Here is a 15,675-nt window from a genome sequence, read left to right as displayed (position 1 = left end):
GCCAGCGCGCTTCGCGCGCTGAGCCACCCGACGAGAAAAAGGTGGAAGCGAAACACCTACAACTGTTGGCGAACGGAGATAGAGGAAGTATGCTCGAACAGTCGGGCAGACGCGGGGCGAGTTCGGGGGAGTCGCTCCGCGCTGTCTACGTCGGCTGTGAGGACCGCGCAAAGGCACTCGACGCCTACTCCTCGACGCTCCACGTCTCCTCCGAGCGCACCGGGGCTGGTGTACTCTCACGAATCGAAGCCGCCGAAGACGACGAGGTACACTGCATCGTCGCAGAGTCAGACGTACCGGATACGACCGGGGCGGAGCTACTCGACGCAGTCGGGGAACTGTACCCCGAGACGGCGCGCCTCTACGTCGGCGACTCGGTCGAGTCGAGTCCGGAGGGCGCGGCGTTCGTCGCAACCGACGCCGACGACTTCGCCGCGCGGTTGGCCGAGCGAATCGAGAACACCGTCGAACGACGTCGCGTCGAGCGACAACGGAACCGGTTTGCGGAACAGTTGCGGACGCTAGTCGATGGCTCGCCGGACGCAATCGTCACCATCGACGCGGAGGGCGAAATAGTGTTCGCCAATGCGACGACGGAGCAGGTGTTCGGCCGCGACCCGACGTCGTTGGTCGGCACCTCCTTTCGCACACTGCTCCAGCCGAGAATGCACGAACCGCTCGAAGCGAAGTTACGCGAACTGCGGGAGGAACCGGAACTGGTCGAGCGCGACTACGTCGAGTTGAAGGGTCGCCATCGAGACGGTCACGAAATCCCGCTCGCCATCTCGTTCCGGGAATCGGTACGCGACGGCGACCACTACTTCTCGGGCATCATTCGCGACGAGAGTCAGCGCAAGCGACTCGAAGACCGACTCGCCGAGGAGAAGCGCAAGACACAGGAACTGCACGAAGTCGCGGTGATGCTGGAAGCCTGCGAGACGACCGACGAGGTCTACGAGTTGACCGTCGAGACGGCCGAGCAACTGCTGGAGTTCGACCTCTGTGCGGTAGACTCCGAAGACGACGGCGAACTCGTCCCGCAAGCGGTCTCGAAGGGTGTTCCGACGGACGGCTACTACACCACGACCAACGTCGATGCCGACGACAAACTCGCGGCGCGGGCATATCGACTCGGCGAGACGATTCGGACGGCGGACCTCCACGAGGCAGGTGTCGTCCCCGCCGAGAGCGGCTACCGGTCCGCGCTGTCGGTCCCAATTGGCGACGTTGGGGTCCTCCAAGCAGTGTCCCAAGAAGTCGGCGCGTTCGACGAGAGCGACCGTGAACTCGCGGAGTTGTTGGTCGCACACGTCGCGGAGGCGCTCGAACGAATTCACTCAGAAGCCGCGTTACAGGCCGAGCGCGACCGTTTCGCCGGACTGTTCGAGAACATTCGCGACTCGATAATCGACTACGAGATGCGCGACGGCGAACTCATCTTCCGTTCGGTCAACGAGGCCTTCGAGGAGGTGTTCGGCTACGACGCCGAGGAAGTGGTCGGCGAGTCGATGGTTGAGCACCTCGTCCCCGAAGACCAGAAAGAGAAGGCTCGCGAACACGTCGAACGGATGAAACGGGGTGACCACGTCAACGCGGAGGTTCGCCGAAAGACGGCGGACGGCGAGCGCGTGTTCCTGTTGCGAACCGCCGAGTTGCCGGGCGAGCACTCCGGTGGCTACGTGATGTACACGGACATCACCGAGCGCAAGCAGTTGGAGCGCGACGTCGAGCACCAGAAGCAGAAGATAGAGGACCTCCACCACGTCGCGGTCAAACTCGAAAGCTGTGACACGCTCGAAGCTATCTATCGCCAGACCGTCGATGCCGCAGAAGAGATTCTGAAGTTCGACATCTGCGGGTTAGACGAAGCCGAGGGTGACTATCTCGTCCCGAAGGCGACCTCCTCCGGGCTGGTGGTGGAAGACTACAACGTCCTCCGCACGGACGAGGGGCTCGCTGGGAAGACCTACCAGACCGGCGAGTCGTACGTCATCGACGACGCTACGGAACTCACCGACGTCGAGTTGGCCAACGAGAAGTACCGGTCGTTGCTCAGCGTGCCGGTGGGCGACCGCGGCGTCTTCCAAGCGGGCTCTCGGAGTGCGAGCGAGTTCGACGAAGACGACCTGAAGATGGCTGAGCTACTCGTCTCCCACACCTCCGAGGCGCTCAAGCGGGTCGAATCCGAGACGGCACTCCGCGAAGAGCGCGACCGCTTCGCCGGACTGTTCGAGAACATTCCGGAACCGACCATCGACTACCAGATTCAGGGCGACGAACCGAAGCTCCGCAACGTCAACGAGGCGTTCGAGGAGGTGTTCGGCTACGACGGTGACGAGATACGCGGCGAAAACGTGGACGACCTCATCGTCCCCGACGAGGACCGTGGCGAGGCCGAGCAGTTGAACGAGCAAGTGAAGGCGGGTGCGCGCATCGACGCGGAGGTCACGCGCGAAGGCCCCGACTGCACGCGGGAGTTCCTCCTCCGGAACGCGAGAGTGTCCGGCGAAGACTACGGCGGATACACCATCTACACGGACATCACCGAACGTAAGGAGCGCGAACGGATGCTGGACGCGCTCCACGGCGCGACCCGCGAGTTGATGGCCGCCGAGCGCGAGTACGAAATCGGTGAGACGTCCGTCGAGACGGCCAGGACGGTCCTCGACCAACCGCACGCGTCCGTGTTCCGTTGGAACGAGGACGAAGCGCAACTCGAACCGTTCGTCACGACGGACGAGACGGCCGAGAGCATCGGCTCTGCGCCGACCTTCGAGAAGGGCGAGGGCGTAGTCGGCAGCGCCTTCGCCGACGGCGAGGTCGTCGTCCACGAGAACGCACAGGAAGCCGAGAACGCGCTCGAAGACGGTTCGCCCGCGATTCGTGGCTTCTGCGTCCTCCCGCTGGGCGACTGGGGTGCCATCACCGTCGCGTCGCTGACTACCGAGGCGTTCGACGAGTACGAAATCGACCTCCTGCGGGTCCTCGCGGCCAACACGGAAGTCGCGCTCGAACGAGCGGCCCGCGAGGCCGAACTGGCCGACCAGCGCGAGCAACTGGCCGAACTCGACCGAATCAACGAGGTCATCCGGGACATCGACCAACTGCTCGTCCGAACCTCGACGCGCGATGAGATGGAACAAGCCATCTGCGACCGACTCGCGGCTTCCGAGGAGTACCGATTCGCGTGGCTCGGGTCGAAGCGAGGGGCGAGCGGAAGCGGACGAATCGAACCGACCGCGAGCGCAGGTGACGGCGACGACTACTTGGCAGAGACGGCGGCAATGCAGGAAGAGACGCCGGATGGCCCGGTTGAGTTGGCCTACGAGACGGGCGAAGTACAGGTGATAGAGAACGTCGAATCCGACCCCGACTTCGAACCGTGGCGCGAGCAGGCGCTCGAAAAGGGGTACCAGTCGGAAGTCGTCATCCCGCTCCGGTACAGAGAGACTGTCTACGGCGTCCTCTGCGTCTACGCCGACCGGCGAAACGCCTTCGATACCCGCGAGACGGCGGTGCTCGCCGAGTTGGGCGAGACTATCGGCCACGCCATAAACGCCATCGAGAACCGGAAGGCGTTGCTTTCGGATGGCGTGGTCGAACTTACCTTGGAGACCGGCGGCGGCGACGACTTCTTCGTTCGACTCCCCCGCGAGAAGGAGTGTCAATTTTCGCTCGAAGGAGTGACGCTGGGACCCGGTGAGTAGTTCGTCTACTACGTCACCGCCGAAGACATCGACCCCGAGTGTATCAGAGAGTCGGCCAAGGACGACGGCGCAATATCGCGCACCCGACTCATCAACGAACACGAAGATGGCCACCTCTTCGAAGTCGTCTACACGGGGCCGTCGCCGCTCCCCGCGCTCGCCGATCACGGCGGGACACTCAAGATGGCAGAGTTCGACGAAGATGGCGCGCGGTGCGTCGCCGAGGTGCCACAGGACGTAGACGTTCGGACGGTCGTTCAGGCCGTCCAAGACGCCTACCCCGGCATGGAAGTCGTCGCACAGCGCGAACGCGACAGACCGGCCCGCACGGTCCAGGAGTTCAGCGCAGCATTGGAGTCGGAACTGACCGAGCGCCAGCGGTCTGCGATGGAGACCGCCTACTACGCTGGCTTCTTCGAGTGGCCCCGCGACAGCAGCGGCGAGGACGTCGCCGACGTCCTCGACGTGTCCGCGCCGACGTTCCACCAACACCTGCGGGTCGGCGAGCGGAAACTGCTGGGGACGTTCTTGGACGGATAATCGGTCGGGCGAACGTCGGTCGTCTTTAGAACGTGTAGCCGTGCTGTTCCGTGATTCGGTAGCCTGCCGTCCCCCAGATGTAGTTCTCGCCCGGCCACCACGTCCGGGCATTGTTCAACCCGCCGACGAGGACGCCATCTTCGGGGCTCTCTGGGTCGGGTGCGTAGTTGACCGACCCGCTGTCGCCGTCCGTGAAGTCCGATTCTCGGCCCCACTTGAGTTGGCCGCGCTTGCAGATGGCCCCGTACGCGCAGGTGACCCCGTCGATAGCCTGAATTTTGCCCGTCGAGTGGCCCGAGCGCATCCCGACCTTTTCGAGGCGCTTCCCCGCGGCTTTGAGGTCGGCCAACCCTGCTTTGGTGAACTGGCCGCGCACGTCGATGTCGGTCCCGTTCCGGATGCTGTGGAGCGGCCAGTAGCCGTTCGCCGGTCGGACACAGACCACGTCAGAGCGCGGGAACCCCTCGTGGACCGTACCGATTGCCTGCTTTCCTGATTTTGCGGTGACGTAGAGCGAGTCGCCGCGAGTGCGGTCGCCCTCGAAGACGTGGTTGGACGTGGCGAAGTACAGCACGCCGTCGCTCGGGTTTCTGAGCGCCGGAGCAAGCGTCCCGTAGAGTTCGTCACTTGCGATGCCGACGCCGCCCGGGAGTCCCTTGGCGAGTACTGGCGGCGACCCTGGTGAGTCTCCCGGAGCGTCGTGACGGTCTGAAGCGTCTACGCGACGCACTTCGACGGGGACGTGGTCGATTTCCTCCGGTAGCGCACCGTGAGCCTCGTCATCGGTCACCTCGACGCGAATTGCGGCGTTTTTCCCCGCGTACTCGCCCGGTTCGACCGCTGAGTTCGCCACGCCGTCGTGGTCGAACACGTCGAGTCGGCGGTGTGCCGCGATTGCACCGCGAAAGTCGTCGTACCAGTCGGCGGGCACCGTCTTCCGATGCGGTTCGAGTTCGCCCTCGTCGTTCCGTCCGAACCCGTAGACTACTGGTACTTCGTCCCGACTCGCCGCCTGCACGTCGTCGGCAGTGAGAAAACTCGCAGATAGCGCGCCGAATCCGAGGCTCCGAAGCGTATCCATGAACCGCCGTCGCCCCATCGTCGTGACCGCCTCGCCGTGGATACTACCCGTTCGTGGTGTGTCGTCGTGCATTCTCCCCCGCTCCCCCGACACCTGTACACCGCTCTATCACTTCAAATTGCCTGCCGGAACGGGTCGGGAGGCACAGACGAGCGGAGTCAAGAAACTACAAGTCGAGATTCGAGACGGACGAGCGCCCGACAGTGAGAACGCGACGGCCACCGGCACCAACGAGGAACCTCACGGACGCGAGAACCACCGCGATTGGGAGGCTCGAAGTCGTCGAGGCCTGTTCGATACACCAGATCTCGACCGATGAGGACGGGTCTGGTCCAGTCGGGGAGGAAACTCACAACGGTTCCCACGTCCGCGGCGAATCGTTGAGTCGCTCGCAACTGTCCTCGGTGACGGCAACCAAGTCCTCGATTCGCACGCCGAACTCGCCGGGGAGGTAGACGCCGGGTTCGATACTGAACACCATGCCTGCTTCCAACTCCATCTCGTTGCCCTCGACGATGTAGGGGTCTTCGTGAACGTCCAGACCGACGCCGTGGCCGGTTCGGTGGACGAACTGCTCGCCGTAGCCCGCGTCCTCGATGACCTCGCGGGCGGCCCGGTCGATGCTCTCGGCAGTGACGCCCGGTTCGACGGCCTCGACAGCGGCCTGCTGGGCGTCTTTCACGACTTCGTGGACTTCCTCGTATTCTTTTGGTGGTTCTCCCGCAAAGACGACGGTTCGGGTCTGGTCGCCGGGATAGTCGTCCACGTACGCGCCGAAGTCCAGTACAACGGGGTCGCCGCGCTGGATTTCCCGGTCGTCGTGGCGATGGTGCGGTTTTGCGCCGTTCGGGCCAGAGCCAGCGATGGTGCCGAACGCGACTTCCTCGCCGCCGTGGTCGGCCAGTCGGGACTCGATTTCCGCAGCGAGTTCGCTTTCTGTCATGCCAATCGCTTCCTCTCCCAATTTCCGAATCTCGACGCTCACCTCGTCGGCGACTGCTCCGGCGCGACGGAGTGCGTCGAGTTCGGCGTCGTCTTTTCGCATCCGAAGGTCGTCGAACACCTCGCTGGCGAGACCGAACGTGGCGTCGGGGAGCGTCTCGCGGAGGTCTTGCGTGAACAGTGCCCACATCGTGTCGTCTACGAGCAGGTGGCTGTCTCGGACGGCCATCTCCTCGGCGAGTTCTTCCACGAGTTCCATCGGGTCCTCGCCGTCGGCCCACAGTCGCAGGTCATCGACCCACGAGGCGTCTCGAATCTGTTCGTCGTACATCTCTGGCGCGACGAATGCAGGCTCCCCTTCTTGAGGGACGAATAGGAACAGGTGGCGCTCGGCCGGTTCCTCGCGGAAGCCCGACGCGTAGAAGAGGTTCGTACTCGGAAAGAGGACGGCTGCCTCGGCGTTGGCGGCGACGAGGCGTTGCTGACAGCGGCGCGTTCGCTCCTCGAAAGCGGTCATGGTGTGACGTTGCGTCGGACTGGATTTAAAACTGCGTGTGGGAGAGGAGTTCGAGAATCCGGTCTCGGTCCCGGCAGTTCTCGGGCAGTACGTCGGGACCGAAGAGGCCGACGCCCCGCGTCACTCCCGGATGGTCGTTTCGCTCTCGCTCGACTCGCAACCGGCCGCCGACGCGGTGGCCGACGAACGTAGCCACGGGCAACAGCACCGAGTTCCCGTCTTCGTAGTGATACCGAACCTGTCCGGTCGATAGCAGGTCGGTTAGCTCCACGTCGAGACCGGTCTCTTCTTCGGCCTCTCGGATAGCCGTCTCGGCCAGCGACGTCCGGCCTTCGAAAGCGCCGCCGGGCGGTTTCCAGAAGCCGTTGCGGTTGTAAACGAGGACCGCCTCGTCCTCGCTGTCAGTGTAGCAGACGACGACGGCCGACATCCCGCCGAACTGATCCAACTGTTCGTCCACCGAGTCGGAAATCTCGTCCGGAGCCCACGGGAGCGGCCCGTAGTCGATGGTGTCGGTCGTCGTCTCCGTATTCCACTCCGCCCGGAGTTCCGCAGTGACTCGCTCCGTACGGCGTCGCAGTCGGTCGCGGAGTTCTTCCACGGAATCGGCCATGGAATGGTCTCTGTCAGGGAAGCTAATAGAATTTCGTTCGGCTTCCTCAGCGACGATACAGTATCAGCAACCTCACCGTCGGTACACTGTCAGCTACGTCACCGACGGTGTACCGTCATCGGAATCTCGTTCTTCGGTCGCGCCGTCACTGTCGCCATCAGGTCGAGTTCCGTGCCGGGCGTCAGTTCGAGGTGGAACTGCTGATAGACCGTCGCCAAGATGAGTTTCGCTTCCAGCATGGCGAACCGGTCGCCGATACAGCGACGCGGGCCAGCGGCGAACGGGAAGTAGGCGAGTTTCGGCAGGTCCGCTTCGAAGTCGTCGGTCCAGCGCTCCGGTTCGAACGCCAACGGGTCGTCGTACCAGCGGGGGTCCCGATGGACGACCCACTGGTGCATCCGAACCGTCGCGCCCGGTGGGATTTCGTAGCCATCGATGATGTCCGGTTTCACGGGTTCGCGGATGATGCCCGGCACCGGCGGGTAGAGACGCATCGACTCCTTGACGACCTGTTCGGTGTAGGTCAGGTTCGGAATGTCCGCCATCGTCGGCGTCTGTCCGTTCAGTTCCTCGTCCAGTTCGGCGACGAGTTTCGACTCGACTTCGGGATGGCGCGCCAGCGCGTACATCGTGAACGTGAGCGAGAGCGCCGTCGTCTCGTGGCCAGCGAGCAACAGCGTCACCACTTCGTCACGTATCTGTCGGGTCGAGAGCGCGTTGCCGTTCTCGTCCTCCGCTTCGAACAGCATCGCGAGGACGTTCTGTTCGCCCGGGTTCGCACGCCGCTCTTCGATGAGGTCGTAGACCACGGCGTCGAGACGCTCGCGGGCCTGCCTGATGCGCCTCCGGGACGGCGTCGGAATCTGCTCCGGGAGTATGTAGTTCGAGAGACTCTCCGACGCTTCCATGAACTCCTCCAGCGCCGACCCGATAGCGTGGACGTGGTCCTCGATATCGACGCCGAACAGCGCGCGAGCGACTATTTTCAGTGTCACGGTCATCATGTCCTCGTGGACGAGTCGCGTCTCGCCGTCGTCCCACCCCTCCAGCATCGCCTCGGTGGAGTCGGTCATCATCGTCGCGTACTCCTGAATCCGGTCCGGATGGAACGCCGGTTGGATGAGGTGGCGGTTGCGCCGCCAGACCGCGCCCTCGCTGTTCAGGATGCCGTTGCCGGTAATCGGGCCGAGCGTCTTCTGGAAGTTCTGGCCCTTGATGTAGTTCTGGTTGTTCTGCACCAGCACCTGCTCGATGTAGTCGGGGTGGTTGAGTTGGTAAATCGGGCCGTCGAGTTCCTCCCACGCGGCGATGTCGCCGTACTCTCGGGCAGTCTCGGTCATGAACTCGAACGGGTCGCGGGCGAACGCGAGGTAGTTGCCGACTATTGGGAGTCCGTCGGGACCGGGCGGCATCTCGCGACTGGTCGGAGGGGTGTCGCTACTCATTTAGTAGCCGAAACGGACGCCGTCAGGCTACCTCTTTTCCCGAGCATCCTAGGGAGCTTTAAGCGTGCGGAGGACGACTTCACGAGAAGGCGATGCAATACGCGACAGTGACGCTGACGTGGGACGACCAGCGAGTCCACCCGATTGACGACATCTTCGCGCGCCACGGCGAGGTCGAAGTCGTCGCGATTCGGTACGTGAGTCCGGTACACGAGGGCCGGTACGTCGAACTCGCAGAACTCCGTGGGGACCTCGACGCGGCCCGCGAGTTGCTCGAATCGTCGCCCGACGCGCTCGAATACGACATCGCGGGCACCGGAGAGCAAGGACTCGCGTACATCCAGTGTCGAACCGCGGGACTGGTAGACGACCTGCTCGCGATTCTACACGAACACGAAATCGTCCTCGATTGGCCGATGCAGTATCTCGACGAGGGAACCGTCCGCGGACTGCAACTCACCGTCCTCGGCACGAGTCAGGCGATTCAGCAGGCGGCCGCCACACTGCCGGACGGGATTCGACTCGACTTAGAACGGATGGGCGAGTACGAACCCGGCGACGGCAACCGCTCGGCAGTGCTGACCGAGAAACAGCAGGCACTGCTCGACTTGGCGGTTCGAGAGGGCTACTACGAGGTGCCGCGGGAGACGACCCACCGAGAACTCGCAGACGAACTCGGAAAATCTGCGGGGACGATAAGCGAGCGTCTCCAGCGAATCGAGGCGAAGTTGGTCGCCGCGTCTGTTCCCTCTCGGTGAGAATCCACGCCGACGTTGATGTACGTTGGCGTCGAGTGTCGTAGTGGGGATTTCGACATGCAAGCATTCGTGATGAACGGAATCGGCGAGACCGACTTCGCCGAGAAGGACCGCCCGGAACCAGGACCGAACGACGCGATTTTGCGACCCACCGTCGCGCTGGTCTGCACCTCCGACGTACACACCGTCGGCGGTGCAATCGGCGAGCGCGAGAATCTCACTCTCGGCCACGAAGTCGTCGGCGTGGTAGACGAAGTCGGCGAGTTGGTCGGGGACTTCGAAGCAGGGGACCGCGTCGCTGTCGGCGCAATCACGCCCGACTGGGGGTCCGACGCGGCACAAGACGGCCACCCCTCTCAGTCCGGCGCACCGCTCGGCGGGTGGAAGTTCGCCAACGAGAAAGACGGCGTCTTCGCGGAGTACGTCCACGTCAACGACGCCGACGCGAATCTAGCCCACATTCCAGACGGCGTCAGCGACGAGCAGGCAGTCTACGTCTGTGACATGCTGAGTACTGGTTTCGCGGGCGCAGAGCGCGCGGACATCCCGATGGGCGGGACAGTCGCCGTGTTCGCTCAAGGCCCAGTCGGCCTGATGGCGACGAAAGGCGCGCGCTTGCAGGGCGCGGGACAGGTCATCGCGGTCGAGAACGTCCCTGAGCGCAAGGAGTTAGCGAAGGAGTACGGAGCCGACGAGGTAGTCGATTTCGAGGAGGACGACCCGGTCGAGCGGATTTTAGAACTGACCGGCGGTCGCGGCGTGGACGCGGCCATCGAAGCGCTCGGCGCGAGCGAGACGCTCGCGCAGTGCGTCGAAGTGACTAAGCCCGGCGGGACGGTTTCGAACGTCGGCTACCACGGCGAAGGTGAGTTCGTGGAGATTCCGCGCGAAGGCTGGGGCGTCGGCATGGCCGAGAAGGACATCGTGACTGCGCTCTGTCCGGGTGGTCGCCTCCGGCTTCGTCGTCTACTGCGACTGCTCGAAAACGGGCGAGTGGACCCGACTCTGATGACGACCCACGAGTTCGACTTCTCGGAAACCGACGAGGCGTTCGCGTTGATGGCGTCGAAAGAAGACGGCGTCATCAAACCGCTAGTGCGGTTCTGAAATGCCGGGTGTTCGGTGTTAGTACTCCTCGGCGTCTAACTCCTCTAAGTGCTGTTCGACTTGGGGATAGGTGTCGAGGTCCACGAAGCCGTACTCGCCGCCGCCGTAGAAGCTCTCGGGAATCTCGCGTTCGACCAGCATCGTGTCGGGGTCGGCGTCGATGTGGTTGACCTTGTCGAGTGGAATCGCGCGCACTGAGTCGGTGCCGTCGAGGCAGACGACAGTGCGGTCTCGCACGAGGACGGCGTCGAACTCTAACGCGTCGTACTCGTCTACGGCGAACACGGTCGGGCGCTTGGATGCCATACAGGAAGGACGCGAGGGAGCTACAAAACGTTGTCCGGAACGGCATCGGTCAAGGGGAAGGTACACCGGGCGAATATGACACCGACCACGAAAACGCTCGGTGACACAAACACCGGAAACGCTCGCGACACGAACAGCGGGTGGGACTGAAAGGGGCCGGTCACGCGAATAGTGAGAGACGTAGTCCCTCGGACCATTCGCGCGGCACCGCCGCGCGAAGACGCAGTGAGTGTGACCTCGGAAGACGCATGCCCGCGAACGAAGTGAGCAGGAACGTCTTCCGGCGGTTTGCAGCGCCGAATATCCCGTGCCAGGGACCCCTTCGTGAGAAGCGAGCGAAGGCTCGTCGGACGCCGCATGTCCGACGGTGGCGAGCGGGCGGGGAAGTTCGAGATGGTGATAGCAACGATACCAGAATCCAAACTGGTAACCCAAAATACGACTGCTAGAGCGCACCGAGGGTTTATCTACCAATACGCCCTACTAGCACGAACTTATGACGGGGACCACTCGCCAGCGTGAGCGCGAACTGGAGGAGAATACAGGTGAAACCGAGCGCGAGGAGGCGGACGAGCGAGTGTGTCCGGAGTGTAATTCTGACGCACTCGTCTCCAACGCTGGCGGGAGTGAACTGGTCTGTGACGACTGCGGTCTCGTCGTCGAGGAGAACAACGTGGACCGCGGCCCGGAGTGGCGAGCGTTCAACCATCAAGAGCGACAGTCGAAGTCTCGCGTCGGTGCCCCGACGACGAACACGATGCACGACAAGGGGCTGACGACCACTATCGACTGGAAGGACAAGGACGCCTACGGCCGGGCGCTCTCCTCCGAGAAACGCAGTCAGATGCACCGCCTGCGCAAGTGGCAGGAGCGCATCCGAACCAAAGACGCTGGCGAGCGAAACCTCCAGTTCGCGCTGAGCGAACTGAACCGGATGGCGAGCGCGCTCGGCGTCCCGCGCTCGGTACAGGAGGTAGCGAGCGTCATCTATCGACGCGCGCTCAAAGAAGACCTCATTCGCGGCCGGTCTATCGAGGGCGTCGCAACGTCAGCACTCTACGCGGCCTGCCGGAAGGAAGGCATTCCGCGAAGCCTCGAAGAAGTCGCGGAAGTCGCACGAGTTGACCGCAAGGAAATCGGACGCACGTATCGCTACATCTCACAGCAACTCGGCTTGGAGATGGAACCGGTAGACCCCAAGAAGTACGTGCCGCGATTCTGTTCGGAACTGGAGTTGAGCGAGGAAGTCGAGTCGAAGGCAAACGAGATAATCGACGTGACGACCGAACAGGGCCTGCTCTCTGGCAAGTCCCCGACCGGCTACGCCGCCGCGGCAATCTACGCGGCCTCCCTGCTCTGCAACGAGAAGAAGACCCAACGAGAGGTCGCAGACGTAGCGCAGGTGACGGAGGTCACGATTCGGAACCGCTACCAAGAGCAGATCAAAGCTATCGGACTGTACAACTAACTACGGCAGTTTCGTTTTGCGGCCGAAACGCGGTCCGGAACCTGCCCCGAACGGAGAGTATACCAATACCGAGTGCGTACTCGTGAGCAACTGTAGCTACGACCATCATGCAACCCGGAGAACAGTTCGAACGGCGGTTGGCCGAGGAGTTCGGGAGCGACGCGGGAGCGCGGCGAGTCGTCGCACGACAAGCGCGAGACCTGTGTGACTCCGGTCAGCACGAGTCGGACGTGGGCGAGGAGTTGACCGTCTCCATCGTCCTCTCGAACCTAAGCGACGCGCCCGAGGACCTCTCGTTGCCCGAGAAGTGGAACTGGTGGGTCGGCGCGCTCGAAATCGCCTACGGCGGCTACGGTCGATTTCGGATTCATCAGTGGACGCGCGTCGAGTAACTTTTTTGTCGTAAGGCGATACAGTCGAGGTATGTCCGAGACGCCCTCCAATCGGTCGCGTCGCGACGTGCTCGCGGCGGGAACCGCGTCGATTGCCGCTCTCGCTGGTTGTGCCGGATTTGGAGCGAAAGCAAACGACACCCCCGCACTCGACCGAGTCCTCCTTCGGTCAGACACGGGGCAAGTCGAACCAGTCAGACTGACGCTCGTGTACGCACCGCCAACCGGTTCGACGGACCGACCGATTTGGGGGAGCCACGACGCGTCATCCTCCGAGGAGTTCGTCCCGATGGACGACTACGACGAGACGCCCGGTTTCTACAGTTTGACGGCGTACTCCGAAAACCACGACAACGGGGAGGTCGTCTCGTTCAACTCGCACGCCGACCACGCCAGCGGCGAGGACGTGCAGTTCGAAGTCGTCGTGCAGGAGGGCGGCGACGTGTGGGCGAACGTGGGCCACACGGGCGACGACATCTCCGTTCCCGGGCAGTGACGTCAGTCCTGTCCCAGTCAGTAATGCGAGTCGGGTCGAACGTGACGCCCCCGTCCTCGGCAGAAAGTTTCACGGTCTGGAATCCGATACATCGAGTATGAACAACGCAGTCCGCGCCATCGCCGGGGGTATCGCCGGAACCGCGGTCCTCACGGCGGGACTCGTCATTACGGACGTAGAGACGGGGTACCAAGTCGGTATCTTCGAGACCATCGCCTCCTTCGTAGGGACGCCGGGACAGGTGACGCTGGGGTTCGTCCTCTTTCTCTTGGCGGGTGCCGTCGCGTGGCCGCTGGTCTTCCTCGCGCTTCGCCAGACGTTCTCCTCCGACCGAGACCCCGCAATCGAAGGCACCGCGCTCGGGGTGCTGCTCTGGGTCGCGTTCAACGTCACCAGCACGTCGGGCGTCGAGGGCGTGTTGCTGATTCCGTACTACGCCTTCACGCTGGTCGCGCACCTCGCGTACGGCTACATCCTCGGTGCGGTGTACGCCCAGTTGGGGAACGCGAACGAGGAAGTCCCGAAGAGCGCAGAAACTGCCTAGTCCTTCCGCGTCCGTTCGAGTCGCTCTTCGAACCACTGCCACTCCCGCGAGTAGAAGCCCGTTCCTTTCAGGTCCCACACGTCGGCGTCAGTGACTTTCTCGCCCTTGCGGTAGGAGTGGACCATGTTCCAGACCCACAGTAGTTGGGCGGCCGCCAACAGATACGCGAAGACAGTTGCGGCCTGCTGGAGCGTGGCGAACTCGACCGGGAACGCGGCGGTTCTGCGCGGGAGACCGCCCATGCCGACGAGCAGTAAGAGCGTGAACAACGGCGTGACGGTGACGAACGAGAGCCAGAAGTGCGCCTTCGCGAGTCGCGTGTCGTACATTCGCCCCGTAATCAGCGGGTACCAGAAGTAGTTGCCCGCGAACATCGCGAACAGAATCATGCCGACCAGAATCAGGTGGAAGTGGCCGACGACGTAGTACGTCCCGTGGAGGACGAGGTCCACCGGAATCGAGGCGAGGAAGACTCCCGTGACGCCGCCGAGGATGAAGTTTGCGATGGCTCCGACGCAGAACAGCATCGGCGTCGTGAGCCGAACTCGGCCGTTGTACATCGTCGTAATCCAGTTGAACGTCTTCACTGCGCTCGGTACCGCGATGGCGATGGAGACGGCCATGAACGAGGCTCGAATGCGCGGGTCGAGACCCGTGGCGAACATGTGGTGTGCCCAGACGCCGAACGAGAGGACGCCGATGGCGAGCGTCGAGTAGACGATGAACTTGAACCCGAAGAGTTTGCGCTGGGAGAACTTCGGGATGATGTAGCTGATGATGCCCATCGGCGGGAGGACGAGGATGTACACCTCGGGATGGCCGAAGAACCAGAACAGGTGTTGCCACAGTATCGGCCCGCCGCCCTGTACGGCGAAGAACATCGTGCCGAAGTTCCGGTCTAACAGGAGCATAATAAGCGCACTCCCGAGCATGGGGAACGCGAACAGCACCAGACCGCTCGTGGTGAGCATCGTCCACGAGAAGATGTCGAGGTCCGGCCAGTCCACGTCCTCGGCCCGCTCCGTGACGATGGTGACGATGAAGTTGATGGCCCCCATCGTCGTGCTGATGCCCGAGAGATGTAACCCGAGGAGCATCACGTCCACCTGCGGGTTCTCTAGTTCTGCAGTCATCGGGGTGTACATCGTCCAACTCGTCTGGGGCGGTTCGAGCGCGTGGATGCCTACCAAGTCCGAGATGAGACCGAACCGGATGAGCAGGAGCGCGGGGGGTAACAGCCAGAACGCGATGGCGTTGATGCGCGGGAACGCCATGTCGTCGGCCCCGATGAGGACCGGGAGGAAGTAGTTGCCCAACCCGAAGATGACCGGCGTGGCGAACAGGAACAGCATCGTCAGTCCGTGAGTGGTAAACAGCGCGTTGTACATGCGCTCGGTGACGACGTTCGCCGTCGGTGTCAGTAGCTCAGTTCGGAGCATAATCGCGTCTGTCGCGCCCCACAGACCCGCGAGCGTCCCGAGCGCGATGTAGAGCAGACCGATGTCCTTGTGGTCTACGGTCGTCAGCCAGCGGGTCAGTCCCGGCGGCTTGTTGCGTAACTCGTCGGGGAGTCCGACGTACTCGTCGTAGACGTTTCGTGGAAACGTCGGAATTCGTCCGCCGAACCGATAGACGCCGACGCTCAGGATACCGACACACGCCACCGCTACGAGAGCTGTCAGTTCGTTCATAGCTCAGGCCGACTCACTGTCTTACGATTCGAGACGAACCTCGAAAACCCTTGCCGCCGATTATAGAC

The 15,675-nt window shown here is 63.0% G+C and carries 14 protein-coding genes and 1 pseudogene; 9 read left to right on the top strand and 6 right to left on the bottom strand.

The genetic code is table 11. The features are described from left to right. Positions 1 to 89: 89 nt before the first annotated feature. The 3 genes and pseudogenes from F7R90_RS19075 to F7R90_RS22760 all read left to right on the top strand — a co-directional run bounded on the left by F7R90_RS19075 (position 90) and on the right by F7R90_RS22760 (position 4,247). Entirely contained in the window at positions 90 to 3,707 is a 3,618-nt protein-coding gene (locus F7R90_RS19075; protein ID WP_158059157.1) for a GAF domain-containing protein, read from the top strand. Positions 3,708 to 3,719: 12 nt separating this feature from the next. Continuing rightward, positions 3,720 to 4,040 (top strand): annotated as a pseudogene (locus F7R90_RS22765) (bacterio-opsin activator domain-containing protein); the annotation flags it as partial. 18 nt (positions 4,041 to 4,058) lie between these two features. Next, entirely contained in the window at positions 4,059 to 4,247 is a 189-nt protein-coding gene (locus F7R90_RS22760; protein ID WP_267905122.1) for a helix-turn-helix domain-containing protein, read from the top strand. A gap of 25 nt (positions 4,248 to 4,272) precedes the next feature. On the opposite strand, the gene F7R90_RS19065 is transcribed toward F7R90_RS22760, so the two are convergent. The 4 genes from F7R90_RS19065 to F7R90_RS19050 all read right to left on the bottom strand — a co-directional run bounded on the left by F7R90_RS19065 (position 4,273) and on the right by F7R90_RS19050 (position 8,845). Further along, entirely contained in the window at positions 4,273 to 5,400 is a 1,128-nt protein-coding gene (locus tag F7R90_RS19065) for a hypothetical protein (RefSeq protein WP_158059155.1), read from the bottom strand. A gap of 277 nt (positions 5,401 to 5,677) precedes the next feature. Then, the gene (locus F7R90_RS19060) at positions 5,678 to 6,787 is read right to left on the bottom strand and encodes a M24 family metallopeptidase (RefSeq protein WP_158059154.1); all 1,110 of its coding nucleotides are present in this window, start codon (positions 6,785 to 6,787) and stop codon (positions 5,678 to 5,680) included. Positions 6,788 to 6,812: 25 nt separating this feature from the next. Further along, a complete protein-coding gene (locus tag F7R90_RS19055) occupies positions 6,813 to 7,400 on the bottom strand; it encodes an NUDIX domain-containing protein (protein ID WP_158059153.1) in 588 nt (195 codons plus the stop codon). A gap of 98 nt (positions 7,401 to 7,498) precedes the next feature. Next, complete coding sequence (locus tag F7R90_RS19050) at positions 7,499 to 8,845, bottom strand: cytochrome P450 (RefSeq protein WP_158059152.1); 1,347 nt, start codon at positions 8,843 to 8,845, stop codon at positions 7,499 to 7,501. Positions 8,846 to 8,937: 92 nt separating this feature from the next. Here F7R90_RS19050 and F7R90_RS19045 point away from each other — a divergent pair, with 92 nt between their 5' ends. Next, positions 8,938 to 9,603, top strand: coding sequence for a helix-turn-helix domain-containing protein (locus F7R90_RS19045; protein ID WP_158059151.1), 666 nt, complete (start codon positions 8,938 to 8,940; stop codon positions 9,601 to 9,603). Positions 9,604 to 9,660: 57 nt separating this feature from the next. After that, on the top strand, positions 9,661 to 10,710 hold the full coding sequence (locus F7R90_RS19040) for an NAD(P)-dependent alcohol dehydrogenase (protein WP_158059150.1): 1,050 nt from the start codon (positions 9,661 to 9,663) through the stop codon (positions 10,708 to 10,710). 18 nt (positions 10,711 to 10,728) lie between these two features. Here the strand turns inward: F7R90_RS19040 and F7R90_RS19035 are convergent, their stop codons facing one another. Beyond that, complete coding sequence (locus tag F7R90_RS19035) at positions 10,729 to 11,016, bottom strand: hypothetical protein (protein WP_158059149.1); 288 nt, start codon at positions 11,014 to 11,016, stop codon at positions 10,729 to 10,731. 496 nt (positions 11,017 to 11,512) lie between these two features. On the opposite strand from F7R90_RS19035, the gene F7R90_RS19030 reads away from it, so the two are divergent. From F7R90_RS19030 to F7R90_RS19015, 4 genes are all read left to right on the top strand, one after another. Beyond that, positions 11,513 to 12,484: a transcription initiation factor IIB gene (locus tag F7R90_RS19030; RefSeq protein ID WP_158059148.1), complete on the top strand. Its 972-nt coding sequence runs from the start codon at positions 11,513 to 11,515 to the stop codon at positions 12,482 to 12,484. 107 nt (positions 12,485 to 12,591) lie between these two features. After that, on the top strand, positions 12,592 to 12,876 hold the full coding sequence (locus tag F7R90_RS19025; RefSeq protein WP_158059147.1) for a hypothetical protein: 285 nt from the start codon (positions 12,592 to 12,594) through the stop codon (positions 12,874 to 12,876). A 31-nt stretch (positions 12,877 to 12,907) separates the two neighbouring features. Next, positions 12,908 to 13,372: a hypothetical protein gene (locus tag F7R90_RS19020; RefSeq protein ID WP_158059146.1), complete on the top strand. Its 465-nt coding sequence runs from the start codon at positions 12,908 to 12,910 to the stop codon at positions 13,370 to 13,372. Positions 13,373 to 13,469: 97 nt separating this feature from the next. Next, a complete protein-coding gene (locus F7R90_RS19015) occupies positions 13,470 to 13,916 on the top strand; it encodes a DUF6789 family protein (RefSeq protein ID WP_158059145.1) in 447 nt (148 codons plus the stop codon). Here F7R90_RS19015 and F7R90_RS19010 read toward each other — a convergent pair. Then, positions 13,913 to 15,607, bottom strand: a complete 1,695-nt coding sequence (locus F7R90_RS19010; protein ID WP_158059144.1) for a cbb3-type cytochrome c oxidase subunit I — start codon at positions 15,605 to 15,607, stop codon at positions 13,913 to 13,915. The genes F7R90_RS19015 and F7R90_RS19010 overlap by 4 nt on opposite strands. Positions 15,608 to 15,675: the final 68 nt, after the last annotated feature.

Source organism: Halorussus halophilus (assembly GCF_008831545.1).
Classification (GTDB): Archaea; Halobacteriota; Halobacteria; order Halobacteriales; family Haladaptataceae; genus Halorussus; species Halorussus halophilus.
Note: the sequence above shows the minus strand (reverse complement) of the source record. Positions and strands in the feature narration are given on the sequence as shown.